Annotated in this window: 12 protein-coding genes; 6 read left to right on the forward strand and 6 right to left on the reverse strand. The window is 69.8% G+C overall.

The features are described 5' to 3' along the window. Nucleotides 1-646: lipase family alpha/beta hydrolase (locus tag AD72_RS21610; RefSeq protein WP_031468366.1), on the forward strand; the 646-nt coding region annotated here is incomplete at its 5' end. Nucleotides 647-653: 7 nt separating this feature from the next. Here AD72_RS21610 and AD72_RS21615 read toward each other — a convergent pair. Then, nucleotides 654-1241: a TetR/AcrR family transcriptional regulator gene (locus tag AD72_RS21615; protein ID WP_037346856.1), complete on the reverse strand. Its 588-nt coding sequence runs from the start codon at nucleotides 1239-1241 to the stop codon at nucleotides 654-656. A gap of 55 nt (nucleotides 1242-1296) precedes the next feature. Between AD72_RS21615 and AD72_RS21620 the strand changes: the two genes are divergently transcribed. Then, nucleotides 1297-2583 carry a glycosyltransferase gene (locus AD72_RS21620; protein WP_037346858.1) on the forward strand — a complete coding sequence of 429 codons (1287 nt, stop codon included), beginning with the start codon at nucleotides 1297-1299 and terminating at the stop codon, nucleotides 2581-2583. A 21-nt stretch (nucleotides 2584-2604) separates the two neighbouring features. Continuing rightward, nucleotides 2605-3564: an LLM class flavin-dependent oxidoreductase gene (locus AD72_RS21625; RefSeq protein ID WP_031468369.1), complete on the forward strand. Its 960-nt coding sequence runs from the start codon at nucleotides 2605-2607 to the stop codon at nucleotides 3562-3564. A 39-nt stretch (nucleotides 3565-3603) separates the two neighbouring features. Here AD72_RS21625 and AD72_RS21630 read toward each other — a convergent pair whose 3' ends face one another. Beyond that, nucleotides 3604-4311, reverse strand: coding sequence for a metallophosphoesterase (locus AD72_RS21630; protein ID WP_037346860.1), 708 nt, complete (start codon nucleotides 4309-4311; stop codon nucleotides 3604-3606). A 213-nt stretch (nucleotides 4312-4524) separates the two neighbouring features. Here AD72_RS21630 and AD72_RS21635 point away from each other — a divergent pair, with 213 nt between their 5' ends. From AD72_RS21635 to AD72_RS21645, 3 genes are read left to right on the forward strand one after another with little or no spacing between them, the layout of a single operon-like run. Next, nucleotides 4525-5739 carry a phthiocerol/phthiodiolone dimycocerosyl transferase family protein gene (locus tag AD72_RS21635; RefSeq protein ID WP_031468371.1) on the forward strand — a complete coding sequence of 405 codons (1215 nt, stop codon included), beginning with the start codon at nucleotides 4525-4527 and terminating at the stop codon, nucleotides 5737-5739. 3 nt (nucleotides 5740-5742) lie between these two features. After that, complete coding sequence (locus AD72_RS21640; protein ID WP_037346862.1) at nucleotides 5743-7197, forward strand: MDR family MFS transporter; 1455 nt, start codon at nucleotides 5743-5745, stop codon at nucleotides 7195-7197. Then, nucleotides 7182-8078, forward strand: coding sequence for an HpcH/HpaI aldolase/citrate lyase family protein (locus AD72_RS21645; RefSeq protein WP_031468373.1), 897 nt, complete (start codon nucleotides 7182-7184; stop codon nucleotides 8076-8078). Before AD72_RS21640 ends, AD72_RS21645 begins: the two co-directional genes overlap by 16 nt. Here AD72_RS21645 and AD72_RS21650 read toward each other — a convergent pair. From AD72_RS21650 to AD72_RS21665, 4 genes are read right to left on the reverse strand one after another with little or no spacing between them, the layout of a single operon-like run. Then, nucleotides 8069-10018 (reverse strand): CocE/NonD family hydrolase, encoded by a 1950-nt coding sequence (locus AD72_RS21650; RefSeq protein WP_051898863.1) that lies wholly within the window; start codon nucleotides 10016-10018, stop codon nucleotides 8069-8071. The genes AD72_RS21645 and AD72_RS21650 overlap by 10 nt on opposite strands. Continuing rightward, nucleotides 10015-10842 carry a cyclase family protein gene (locus tag AD72_RS21655; RefSeq protein ID WP_031468375.1) on the reverse strand — a complete coding sequence of 276 codons (828 nt, stop codon included), beginning with the start codon at nucleotides 10840-10842 and terminating at the stop codon, nucleotides 10015-10017. Before AD72_RS21655 ends, AD72_RS21650 begins: the two co-directional genes overlap by 4 nt. Continuing rightward, on the reverse strand, nucleotides 10839-11717 hold the full coding sequence (locus tag AD72_RS21660; protein ID WP_051898864.1) for an HpcH/HpaI aldolase/citrate lyase family protein: 879 nt from the start codon (nucleotides 11715-11717) through the stop codon (nucleotides 10839-10841). Before AD72_RS21660 ends, AD72_RS21655 begins: the two co-directional genes overlap by 4 nt. Then, a complete protein-coding gene (locus AD72_RS21665; RefSeq protein WP_031468377.1) occupies nucleotides 11714-12898 on the reverse strand; it encodes a CaiB/BaiF CoA transferase family protein in 1185 nt (394 codons plus the stop codon). Before AD72_RS21665 ends, AD72_RS21660 begins: the two co-directional genes overlap by 4 nt. Nucleotides 12899-12951: the final 53 nt, after the last annotated feature.

The following is a 12951-nucleotide window of genomic DNA, read 5'->3' on the forward strand; positions in this document are numbered from 1 at the left end:
CGGATTCGAATCCGAACTTCCCGGCCCGCTCAGCCAGATCGGCGGAACCTCCAGGATGGAAGTGAGCGCCGCCAGGGATCTGGCGCCCTTCGTGGACAAGGTACGAGCATCGACCGGCGCCCGGAAAGTCGACCTCGTCGGCCATTCCGAAGGAACCGCCATGCCGCGCTATTACCTGAACTACCTCGGCGGCGCGGCCAAGGTGGACAAGTCCGTCAATCTGGCACCCCTGTGGCAGGGCAGCAAGTTCTATGGCGTCGACGTTCTTTATCAGCTGGCCCGAGAAGCCGGGGCGAAACCACTCGTGCGCGGCATCTTCGATCACATCTATCCTGCGGGACCTCAGCTGCTGACCGGGTCCGACTACATCAACAAGGTGAACACCGGCGAGGCATTCCCGCACGAGGTGACCTACACCAGCATCGTCACCAAGTACGACGAAGCCGTCGCGCCCTATACCAACGGTCTGGCACCGGCCCTGCCGAACACCCGCAACATCGTCGTTCAGGACCAGTGTCCCGCTGACCTTTCCGAACACGGCCTCCTCGCCACCGATCCGGTCGCCGCACAGGACATTCTGAATGCCCTCGATCCCCGGCACGCCGAGCCCGTCGACTGCCAAGCAACCCCACGCAACAGCAGCTGAGCCGGTCTCAGCCCAGCTCGGCGCAGATCGCGCGCGCCGCCCAGTTCCGGTACCGGGCCGGGGACCAGCCGCAGTGCGTGACGAAGTGTTCGAACGCGGTGTGCGACACCAGCAGCGCCAGCGCGTCGGCGGTCTGCGCACGGGCGCGGGCACCGAGCAGCGGGCGCAGTCGTTCACCGATCTGGTTGCGCTGGACGGTGCGTAGTTCGGCGACAAGGGCACACACCTGCGGATCGGTGTCGGCCGCGGCGATCAGGGCGCGATACACCCCCACGGAATCGGCGAATCGCCGCACGATCGGGCGCAGTGCCCGTTCGACGCGCGCCGGTTCGAGTGTCTCACCCTCGCCGATGCCGGTCTCCGGAACCGGCGCGAACCGGGATTCGAAAGCGGCGCGCAACAGGGCGGTTTTGGGGCCGTGTCCGTGCACGGTCTCCACGCTGGTGCCTGCTCGTTCGGCGATGGCGCGCATCGTGGTCGGCGCGTAGCCCTGCTCGGAGAACAGCTCGGCCGCCGCATCCACCACGGCCTGCCGGGTCCGCTCGGCGGCCGCCGCACGCACCGGGGAACGGTACTCGCGGGTCTGCTTCGCCACGTGTCCTCCTTTTCGCTACACTTCGACTGTATCGAATATGAGCGGGACGGGGACGATGACTGCCGTACTGATCTGCGCGGGGCCCTTTCGCGGGCACGTCATGCCGCTCCTTCCGCTGGCGGGCCGCCTGGTCGAGCTCGGGCACCGGGTCCGGTTCCTCACCGGGAGCCGATACCGGGATGCGGTGACCGGGACCGGAGCACAGTGGGAACCACTTCCGGCGCGGATCGACTTCGACGAGGACGATACCGACGGAACCTTCCCGCAGCGGCGGGAACTCGGCGAGCTCGCGCAGGGCAAGTTCGATCTCGAACATGTCTTCCTGCGCCCGATTCCCGCGCAGGCGGCACGAATCGAGGAGCTGCTCGACGCGGAACCGGTGGACACGGTCGTGGTCGAGACGATGTTCTTCGGGGCCATCCCCGTGGCACTGCGCTCCTCGGCATCACGGCGAGACCGGCCGCGGATCGTGGCCTGGGGCAGCAATCCGCTCAACCTGCCGGATACGGATCTCGCTCCCGCCGGGCTGGGCCTGCCCCCGGCGAACGGGGCACTCGGACGGCTGCGCAATCGGGCGGTGGGGTTCGCCATGCACGCGGGAATTTTCCGTTCCCTGCAAGGGATCGCCCGAGATTCAGTGCACACAGCGGGCGCCGAGCTGCCGCTGTTCTTCCTCGACTGGCTGACCCTGACCGACGATATCGTGCAACTCACCGTTCCCGGTTTCGAGTATCCGCGCGCGCAGTCCCGCCCGCGCGTGCACTATGCCGGTCCGCTCTCGGTCAGCGATACCGGGGCACACCCGCTCCCCGACTGGTGGGCGGAGCTGGATTCCCGGCTCCCCACCGTGCTGGTGACCCAGGGGTCCGCGGAACCCGACCTGGACCAGCTGGTCCGGCCCACCCTCACCGCGCTCGAAACGAAGGCGGTGAACGTGCTGGTCTCGCTCGGCGGCCGGGAAACCGGAAACGGGCTCGCCCTGCCCGCGAACGCCCGCCTCGCCGGTGCCCTGCCCTACGACGAGGTCTTCCCCGCCCTCTCGGCCTTCGTGACGAACGGGGGCTACGGCGGTGTCGGGTTCGCGATCCGGCACGGTGTTCCCGTTGTCGCGGTCGGGCGTTCGCAGGACAAGGCCGAGGTCGCCGCGCGGGTACGGTGGAGCGGGATCGGCATCGGGGTCCGCAGGCGCGGCATCTCGGCCCGCGCGATCGGGCAGGCGGTCGGCGAAGTCCTGCGGCAGCCGCGCTACCGGGCTCGGGCACGAGAATTCCGCGAACAGGCCGCGCAGTGCTCCGGACTCGATGCGGCGGTCCGCGTCGTCGCGGGATCCGGCACGGATTGAGGCCAGAGAAAGGAACGGCACATGGGAACACCGGCGACCGGGATCATGCTGCCCCGGGATCTGGACTCCGGGCGGATCCTCGAATACGGCCGTCGCGCCGAGGCACTGGGCTTCGACGAACTCTGGGTGGTCGAGGATCTCGGTTTCCGGGGCGGGATCGCCCAGGCGGGCGCACTGCTCGCCGCGACCTCCCGGATCCGGATCGGCGTGGGTGTCCTTCCCGCCGCGGCGCGTAATGCGGCCTTCGCCGCGATGGAGATCGCCACACTCGGCCAGCTGTTCCCCGGCCGGATCGAAGTGGCTATCGGGCACGGCATGCCCGCCTGGATGCGGTCGGTCGGTGAGCACACCCCGCGCCCGCTCGGGCTGCTCGAGGAAACCCTGACCGCCGTGCGTGCCCTGCTGCGCGGCGAGCGGGCCGAATCGGCGGGCCAGGTCGTGCTGGACGGGGTCGCCCTCGAATCCCGCGCGGTGCCCGAGCACATCCCGGAGCTGCTGGCCGGGGTGCGCGGGCCACGATCACTTGCCGCCTCGGGGCGGATCGCGGACGGCACCGTGCTCGCCGAACCCAGCACCCCGGAATACGTGCGGGCCGCGCGCGAACAGATCGCGGCCACCGGAGCGCATCGCATCGTTGCCTACAACATCGCGAGCGTGCACCCGGATCCGGCGGTCGCCGTGGAGCACGCCCGGCCCGGCCTGGAGTGGATCGGCGAACCGGACTGGGCACCGCACCTGAACCCGCTGCCGTTCGCCGGTGAACTGCGGGCACTGCGCGAGCGCTGCGCCACCCGCGAGGAGTTCACCGAGGCCATGCCCGGGGAGTGGGTCGCCCGGCTGGCGCTGGCCGGAACCCCCGAGACGGTACGCGCCCGGCTGGATCAGCTGTACGAGGCCGGGGCAAGCAGCGCGGTGCTCGTCCCGATCGGTCCCGATCCGCTGGCCGCGCTCGAACCACTCGCCGCAGTGCTCAAACGTTGAAGGCTCGGGCCCTGACTCCCTGTTTCGGCGAGCGGTACCTCAGAAACCGGGATGGAAGGTCGTCGTCACATCGCCCTCCTCGGTGATGTGGTGCAGCGCCATTCCCGGCGGGCAGTCGCCGCGCATCTCCGGCGGATCCGGAACCAGGGTGAGCGCGGAGACGACGCCGGGCGCGCCGCGCACCGGAACCCCGGAAAGCGAGGCGGCGAGCGGAGTGTGCACGTGTCCGCTCAGGATCGCGCGCACCCCCGGGATCCGCGCCACCAGCGCGGTGAGCGCCTCGGGATTGCGGAGCATGATCGCGTCGACATAGGCGTGCCCGATCGGGACCGGCGGCTGATGCAGCGCGAGCACCACGTGTCCTGCACCGGCTGCCGCGGCTTCGGCCGAGCGCACGGTTTCCTCGTCCAGGAAACCGTGATCCGCGCCGGGCACCGTGACATCCAGGCCGATCACCCGCACCGGGCCGACATCCAGGACCGGGCACCGCTGCTGGCCGAGCACTTCCCGCAAGGTGTCCGGGTGATCGTGATTGCCGGGAATCGCGATCCACGGCAGCCCGCCGGTCATCGCCGCGCCGAACGCACGGTATTCCTCGGCGCGGCCGTTGTCGGCGACATCCCCGGTCACGATGATCGCATCCGGTCGCCTGCTGGGCGGAAGATCGAGCACCCGCCGAAGCCGGGCGACGGTGTCGGGGTCCTCGCTGATGTGCGGATCGCTCACCTGAAGCAGTGTGGTACTCACCCCGGCGAGGCTAGTGGATCGGTTCGCCGCCACCCGTTCCGGAATACGCTCGGCCCCGCGATGCCTCCGTGGTTTCCGCCCAGCGGCACGAACCACCGTCAGTACGCGCATTCTGCCTGACGGTAAACGACCCAAAGGTGTCGTTGACCAATCCCCTCCCGCATTTCCCGGTTCCTACGCTCGATGCCGTGGATCTCCGAAAGGTGGGCGACAATGGGCTTGCGAAGGTATCTCGACCCGATCGAAGAGCAACACCTCGGCGCGGCACCCACCCATGTCGCCGAATACCGGGGCGCGGTGGAGCACCGGTACCTGCGACAGGCATTCGAGTTGCTGTGCCTTCGGCATCCGGTGCTGCGCGGCCGGGTGGAAACCGGAAGGCACGGCTCGCTGCTCTACGTCGAGCCCGGTCATCAGCCCGAGGACATCCGGACAAGGGGCGACTACGAGGTACTGCTCCGGCACGCGTTCGGCCCGTGGAATCCGGCCCATGCCATGGCAAGGCTGATTCATGTCCGGGAAAACGGCGGTGGATTCGTGGCGCTGCGTATCGATCACGCGATCGTGGACGGCCACAGCCTGCGGGCGATTTTCGATGAGCTGTGGGAAATCTACGCGGAAACCGTCCGCGGAATCGAGACCTCGATCGGGCCGGGCACCTCGCTGCCGCGTTCACCGCAGGACCTGCTCGCCGAACGATGGCGCAGCCTTCCGGACCGCTTTCCCTTGGCACAGCAGGAAGATTGGCATCGGGTCCCGCCGCACCAGGGCTACATCCGATTCGACGAGCGGGACACCGCAGCACTGCTCACCGCGGCCCGTGACCACGGGACGACGGTGCACGCGCTGATCGCCGGGTCGGTCCTCGGCACCCAATGCGCCCACGGCAGCCGGACATCGGCACCGGTTCCGATGATCTGCCTGTCACCGGTGAACCTCCGCTCCCGGGTGATCCCGGCGGTGACGGCCACCGAGACGACGGCGCTTGTCAAGATCCACAAGGCCGAGCTCGCGGTCCGTCCCGATCGGGCACCCTACGCTACGGGGCGCGAACTGAAGGCACAACTGGAATCCGCGATCGCCGGACGGGAACTCCTCTCCCCCGCCGAACTGTCGATGGTGCTCTCGGCGCTTCCGGATTCCCCGCTCGATCCCCGGTTCGCCATCGCCCAGGTCAGCAACAACGGCCACGTGCACGCCCGGCTCGAACGGTTCACCGAGCCGAGGTTCCTCGGTTTCTCCAGCGCCGTGGACCTGATCTCCGACGCGTTCCCCATCTACAGCGTGTTCACCTTCCGCGGCGAACTGAGCATCCGATACCTGTTCCCCTCGAACCGGTTCTCCGCCGAGGAGGTCGCGCAGCTCACCGAATCGCTGTCGGGTCTGCTCCGGAGCAGTTGCGGAGCCGGAACCGGGTTGCGGGGCTGACTCATGGCCTGGACGAACTTTCACCCCACCAGGCGCTCCGGCGACCGTGACCGGCTGGACGCGCGGGTCTGGCTGCTGGCCGGAATCGTCATGCTGGGCAACGGAATGACGTTGCTGAACACCACGACGGTGAACGTCGCCTTCGACACGATCAGCCGGGAGATGCGCGCGCCGATCCCGGTCGCGCAGTGGACGATCACCGCCTACCTGCTGGCACTGGCCACGGTCATTCCGGTGGCCGGCTGGGCGGTCGACAAGTTCGGTGCGAGACACCTGTGGATGTTCGCGATCACGGTTTTCCTGCTCGGCTCGGCACTGTCCGGATTGGCGTGGTCGATGCCCTCGCTGATCAGCTTCCGCGCGCTCCAGGGAGTCGGCGGTGGGCTGATCGTCCCGCTGTCCCAGACGATCCTGGCGAAGGCGGCCGGACCGGCGCGGCTGGGCCGGGTGATGGGGCTGCTCGGCATCGTCACCGTGCTCGGACCGGTGCTCGGACCGGTCATCGGCGGCGCACTGGTGCAGGACCTGAACTGGCGCTGGATCTTCTACGTCAACGTCCCGCTCGGGATCATCGCGCTGCTCACCGCGAGACTGCTACCCGAGGACCGGTCCCCGCGGAACACGCCGTTCGACGTGCCGGGGCTCATCGCCACCTCCGCCGGGCTCGCCGGACTGGTCTTCGGAGTCTCCCGGGCCGGGGCCGACCGCGGTTTCGGTGCGCCGATGACCTATCTGCCGATCCTGCTCGGCTGCCTGTGCCTGGCCTGGTTCGCCCGGCACAGCCTGCGGCGCGGTACGGGTTCGCTGATCGATGTGCGACTGTTCGGGAACCGGAATTTCGCCGCGGCCGCACTGTTCCTGAGCCTGGCCGGGTCGGTCGTGATGGGCGGGCAGCTGCTGCTTCCGCTGTACAACCAGGTGGTGCGGGGAACCGGGGCACTCGAAGCCGGGATCCTGCTTGCGCCGCAAGGCATCGGCGTCGCCGTGGCCACCGCGCTCGCCGGGCGGCTCACGGACCGGTTCGGGCCGCGCGTCGTGGTCCTTCCCGGGCTCGCCCTGCTGTTCCTCGGCACCGCCGCCTACACCCAGTTCACCGCGCACACCCCCGCGATGTGGCTCGGGATCGCGCTCGTGGTCCGCGGTATCGGTATCGGCTGCGTGATCACCCCGGCCAGTGCCGCGGCCTATGTCTCGCTGCGCGCCGAGCACGTCGCCAGGGCGGCGAGCGCGCTCACCAGCATTCAGCAGACCGGTGGCCTGATCGGTTCCGCCGCGATCGCGACCGTCCTCGCCGCCCAGCTCGACCGGTCCGGGGCGCCGACCGCGTTCGCGGACACCTTCTGGATCGCCGCGGCCGTCGCCGTCGTGATCGCGGTTCCCGCGATGCGCCTGTCGAACGCGGCAACCACTACCAGTCATCGGAAAACACGGGAGGAATCGACATGGACGACACGGTGAGTACTTTTTCCGGAGCGCGAACCCTGCTGTACGTGCCCGGCCACCGCCGGGATCAGTTCGCGAAGGCGCGGGACAGCGGGGCCGATGCGATCGTGCTGGACCTGGAGGACGCGGTGGGTCCGGACGCGAAGGCCGTGGCCCGGCGCAATGTGGCGGACTGGCTTGCCGAAGGCGGCTGCGGTGCCGTGCGGATCAACGGCCTCGGTTCCCCGTGGCACGAGGAGGACATCGCGATGCTGTCCGGTTATTCCCGGATCGTCGTCCTCCCGAAGGCCGAATCGGGATCCCGGGTGATCCAGCTGCGGCACCGATTGCCCGCCGTATCCGGAATCGTGCCCATCCTGGAGACCGCGGCGGGCATCCTCGCCGCCTGGGATGTCTGTTCGGCACGCGGGGTGGTCCGGGCGATATTCGGCAGCGCGGACCTGGCCCGGCAGCTCGGGTTCGATCACCGGAACCGGCTCGCGCTCGGCCATGCGCGCTGCCAGGTGGTGCTCGCCTCGGCGGCGAGCGGGCTGGCCCCGCCGCTCGACGGCGCCAGTACGGCGATCAGCGATATGCCCGCGCTGGCCACCGAGGCCGCGCACGCCGCGACGCTGGGATTCTCCGGGAAGTCCTGCATCCATCCCCGCCAGATTCCCGTGGTGCGGGCCGCGTTCGCCCCTTCGGCACAGGAGGTGGCATGGGCACGGAAGGTGCTCGCGGCGACCGGGAACGGATCCGCGACGGCCCTGGACGGTCAGTTCATCGGGAAGCCGGTGGTGGTGCGCGCCCGCCAGGTGCTGCAGCGGCATTTCGAGACGAGCGAATCCGGCACCGGAACGCGGGCCAACGGCACGGCGAGGACCGAGAGCATGGCGGTGCCGCTGGATCAGTCCTGATCGCCGGAAACCGCCTGCACGGGCCGCTGCAGCGGGGACTCCCAGACGTTCGCATAGGTCACGTGTTCGTTCACCGCGATCTCGCCACGGGCCACGAGCTCGGTCTGGGTGCACCGCACGTACGCGGTGACCGTGACCCGTTCCCCGGTGTCCAGGTGCGCGGTCAGGACGTGTTCCCCGGTCGCCACCGTGGCATCGGGGGCACTGCGCCGCACACTCGCCCGTGCCTCGGTCGACTGTTCCAGTTCGTGTCTGCCGTCGGTGGACCGGCCGCGGCCACGGCCGCCGATCACCACCTCGATCCCGTCGTTGACCTCGTCCCGGGTGATGCTCCACCGGTCCTCGACGCCGTCCGCGGTCCGGGGATCCCGCTCGATCAGGGCCAGCTCGGTCGGCTCCCCCTCCTGCTCTGCCGGGACCGGGATCGCGAGGTCGACCGCGGCCAGCCGCAGCAGGCCCGCTTCGGGAAGCGGGGTGAGCCGGGGAAAATCGGAATCGCTGAGCACGATGCGCAGCCGGTTCCCCCGGCGGACCCGGTAGGTCGTGGGCCGCAGGAGGCTGTGTATCTCGCGGCCACCGGGCACCTCGGCTCCACTGTGGACACTCTCGTGCCCGCTGCTGATCAGCAGGGAGCGGCCGTGCGGGTCCACCTCGGTGAGCCGCACGACCAGCCGCGGTGAGGTGTTCGCGTGTGCCAGGAGCCGGACGGTGACCTCGGGGCGGCCGCAGATCAACAGATCCTCGGTCAGCGGCGCGCCGGTGGCCATGACCGCCCGGCAGTCGTCCTCGTGCTGATCCCGGGGCAGGCCGATTCCCCCGGTCTCCCCGCCGAGACCGGAAAGCGCTCCGGTGGTGGGATCGGAGCGGTACTCGGCGATCGCCTCCGCGCTCGGGGACGCGTCCCGGCGTGGCGCGGCAAGCGTGTGGTCGCCGTCCATGCTGAGCGCGAGGCTGGATGTGGGCGGTGGCCAGGATCCGTAGTTCCGCCACTGCGGCTCGTGGCCGAGCACGTAGAGGGTGACGGGCGGATCGTCCATGATTCCGTTCTCGATGCCGCGCAACCAGTAGTCCCACCACCGCAGGGCGATCGGCAGGAAATCCACCGGCACGAACGGGGAATCCTGCGGCAGCGTGTGCACCCACGGGCCGACCAACAGCTTCTTGGGCCCGGGAAGCTGTTCGTAGAACCGCGTCACCGCGTCCGGATAGATGTCCTGCCAGCCGCCGACACACAGCGCGGCAGCGGTGACCGAGCTCGGATCGATCACCCGCTCGCTCCAGCCGGGATCACCAGGCCGATGCCGGGCCATGTCCAGCAGCAGGGGCTCCCTTTCCCGGATCCGCTGCTGCCAGCGGAGTTGTTCGGCGGGATCACCGTTGCGGTGCACCGGAGGGAGCAGCTGTTCGGCGAGCATCTGCGCTCCCCAGCGGGCGTACAGCCCCAGATCGCCCCGTTCCCCGTGATACCGCTCCGGATGCAGCGAGCACGCCAGCGGAATGATCGCACGCAGGGCTGGCGGACGACGGGAGGCGGTACGCATGGTGAGCGCCCCGCCGTAGGAGATCCCCCACATCCCGGCCACACCGGTGCACCACGGCCGTCCCGTGGCCCAGTCGAGCACCGCGAGCCCGTCGTCGCCCTCTCCGGTGTCCAGCCGGGGGCGCTGGGTTCCCCCGGACGAACCGACACCGCGGAGATTCGCCAGCACACCCGCGTAACCGTGTTCGGCGAACCAGCGAAAGGGATGGTCGTATCCCCGCCCGCCGAACATGTCCTTCCGATAGGGAATGAGGCTGACCAGTACCGGAACCTGTTCGGCCCCGGCGGGCAGGTACACATCGGCGGACAGGGTGACGGCCGGATCTGCGGTCGGAATGCGCACATCACGGTGCACCTCCACCCGATACCGGCCCTCGGCAGGGTTCTGACGTGTGGTCACTGGGACTCCTTCTCCTCGCGCTTCGGCGGCAGCACCGCGAGCGGGCGGACGGGTGATCCGGTGGCTCCGGTGATCTTCAGCGGGATCGCCACGAAAAGGAACTCGATCGGCTCCATGGCGGCGAGCTCTTCCAGGTCGAGCACCTCGAGAAGATGGATACCGTGCTCGACGAGGAGCGTGAGGTGCGCGGCCAGCACGGGGCGCGCGACACCGGGCGGAATCCGGTCGGTGGCGATGGTGTCACTGCCCACCGCGCGGACACCGAGCCCGGCGAGATACTCCGCGGCCTCCCCGGTGATCCCCGGAACCCCGGTGTCGCGGCCGAGATAGGCGCCGGGTTCACCGTAGAGCTGCGGCCATCCGGTGCGCACCAGCACGACCTCACCCGGCCCCGCCCGGGTCCCGTCCAGCGCGGCACGCAGGTCCTCCGCGGTGATGCCGTATCCGGGTTCGAGGCGCGGGATCCCGTGCAGCGCCGGGATATCGGCGAGCACGCCACGGCAGAGGAACGGCGCGACGGTCTCGACCCCGTGCACCGCGAAGCGCCCGCCGGGGCTGGCCGCGGTGGCCTCCCAGCCGCCGTGCAGCCGGTTGTCCAGGGACACGTGGCAGAGCGCGTCGATGTGGGTGCCGACGTGTCCGCCGGTCATGATCAGTTCATTGGCACCGGAGCCGCCGAACGAGTCGACATCGTCACCGTGCCGGTGCAGCAGCGCCATCCGGAAACCGGGATGGCTCGGCGAACACGGCATCCCGGTTTCCAGCGGCTGGGCCAGATCGACGATCCGCGCGGCGGCGAGCGTACCGAGACCGCCGGTGATCATCGCCCCTCCTCGGCCTCGTCCTCGCCCGGTTCGGTGTCCTCCTGGACACAGCGGTAGGCGGCGAGCGCGACGGCGCGATCGACGAATCGGCCGTCCGGCAGCCGCACCGCGCCGACCCCGTGTGCTTCGGCGTCCCGCATCGCGGCGAGGATTTCCTCCGCCCGCCGGATCTCGGCCGCGCTCGGCGCGAAGGCGGCGCGGATGACGGGCAGCTGCCGGGGATGGATCGCGGCGCGGCCCCAGAACCCGAATGCCCGCCCGCAGCGGCAGGATTCCGCGAGCCCGGCATCGTCGTCCAGCTCGGTGTACGCCGACATGACCGGTGGCGGCAGACCGGCCGCGGCCGCCGCGATCACCATCCGGCCGCGTGCCCAGGTGAGCGCCTGTTCCTCGGTCAGCCGCAGCTCGGCCATCAGATCGGCCTCACCGAGCGCGATACTGGCCACTCCCCTGGTCGCCGCGATCTCCGCGGCCCGTTCCAGTCCGGCGGCCGATTCGATGAGGCAGTGCATGTCCGGCGCGGTGTCACCGCAGAGGAATTCCTCGGCCATGGCCACATCGTCGGGACCTTCGACCTTGGGCAGCCGCACCCCTTCGACCGCGGGATGCTCGGCGAGCGCGAGCAGGTCCCGCTGCCCGAGATCGGTCCGGACCGGGTTGACCCGCACCTGGATCACCGGATCCGGCGGGCACTCGGCCAGTTCGGCCAGCGAGTCGAGCACCATCCGGCGCGCCGATTCCTTGGCACTCGGCGCGATCGCGTCCTCCAGGTCGAGGATGACCACATCGGCACCCGAGCGCAGGGCTTTGCGCAACTGATCGGGCCTGGTGGCGGGGACGTAGAGCAGGGTGAGCGGGAACGCGTACCCGGTCATGCGATCACCCCCGCCGCGCGCAGCTCCGCGATCCGGTCCCTGCCGTAGCCCAGACCGCCGAGCACCTCGGTGGTGTGCGCGCCGAGCGACTGACCCGCCCAGCGCACCTCGCCCGGTGTCTCGGACAACCGGAACAGCACGTTCTGCAGCGTCACCGAACCGAGGTCGGCGTCTGGGAGGTCCACGAACGTGCCCAGCGCCTGGTACTGCGGGTCGGCGGCGATGTCCGGTACCTCGTAGATGGGGCTGATCGCGGCCTCGGCCTTGGCGAACGCCGCCTGCACATCGGCCGCGGAGCGCGCGGCGATCCAGGCGCCGACCGCCTCGTCCAGTTGCTCCGCGTGCCGGGCTCGCCCGCTTCCGGAAGCGAACCAGTCGCACTCGACCAGATCCGCCCTGCCGACCAGGCGCAGCACCCGCTCGGCGACCGACTGCGCACTGGTGGAAACGGCGAGCCAGCGCCCGTCCGCGGTGCGGTAGATATTGCGTGGCGCGTTGCTCGCGGAACGGTTCCCCATTCGTCGCGGCACCACGCCGAAGGCCCGGTAGGCCGCCATCTGCGCGCCGAGCATGGTCAGTATCGGCTCGATGATGGCCAGATCGACGACCTGACCGCGACCGGTGCGGTCCCTCGCGGCGAGCGCGACCATGATCGCGAAGCTGGTCGCCAGCCCGGCGACCCCGTCGGCGAGGGCGAGCGGTGGCAGGGTCGGTGGCCCGTCCGGTTGCCCGGTGGTCGCGGCGAACCCGCTCATCGCCTCGGCGAGGGTGCCGAATCCGGGTTCGCCGCACCGTGGTCCGATCTGGCCGAAGCCGGTGACCCTGGCGATCACGAGTCCCGGGTTGAGCTCCCACAACCGTTCCGGGGCCAGTCCCCAGCGCTCCAGGGTGCCCGGCCGGAAGTTCTCGATCAGCACATCGGCATCGGCAAGCAGCCCGAGGGCGATCTCCTGTCCTTCCGGGTGCCCGAGGTCGATCGCCGTGGCGCGTTTACCGCGGGACAGCTGCTTCCATTCCAGCCCCGCTCCGCCCGCGAGGCAACCGTGTCCGCGCACCGGGTCGCCGAGGCGCGGGTGCTCGATCTTGATCACATCGGCGCCGAAGTCGGCCAGCATCGTGGCGGCCAGCGGACCGGCGAACAGGGTTGCGGCGTCGATCACCCGGAGGCTGCTGAGCGGCATATCTATAACTTATAACTTACTGCTTGCATGTCAAGGTCCTCGAGCGTTTGATG

Origin of the sequence: Sciscionella sediminilitoris, assembly GCF_000737195.2 — a bacterium.
Lineage (GTDB): Bacteria > Actinomycetota > Actinomycetes > Mycobacteriales > Pseudonocardiaceae > Sciscionella > Sciscionella sediminilitoris.

What these genes read in the sequence shown, in the direction of transcription:
- AD72_RS21620 (WP_037346858.1), top strand. Translation starts at nt 1,297, where the DNA reads ATGACTGCCGTACTGATCTGCGCGGGGCCCTTTCGCGGGCACGTCATG.
- AD72_RS21625 (WP_031468369.1), top strand. Translation starts at nt 2,605, where the DNA reads ATGGGAACACCGGCGACCGGGATCATGCTGCCCCGGGATCTGGACTCC.
- AD72_RS21635 (WP_031468371.1), top strand. Translation starts at nt 4,525, where the DNA reads ATGGGCTTGCGAAGGTATCTCGACCCGATCGAAGAGCAACACCTCGGC.
- AD72_RS21640 (WP_037346862.1), top strand. Translation starts at nt 5,743, where the DNA reads ATGGCCTGGACGAACTTTCACCCCACCAGGCGCTCCGGCGACCGTGAC.
- AD72_RS21645 (WP_031468373.1), top strand. Translation starts at nt 7,182, where the DNA reads ATGGACGACACGGTGAGTACTTTTTCCGGAGCGCGAACCCTGCTGTAC.
- AD72_RS21655 (WP_031468375.1), bottom strand. Translation starts at nt 10,842, where the DNA reads ATGATCACCGGCGGTCTCGGTACGCTCGCCGCCGCGCGGATCGTCGAT.
- AD72_RS21660 (WP_051898864.1), bottom strand. Translation starts at nt 11,717, where the DNA reads ATGACCGGGTACGCGTTCCCGCTCACCCTGCTCTACGTCCCCGCCACC.
- AD72_RS21665 (WP_031468377.1), bottom strand. Translation starts at nt 12,898, where the DNA reads ATGCCGCTCAGCAGCCTCCGGGTGATCGACGCCGCAACCCTGTTCGCC.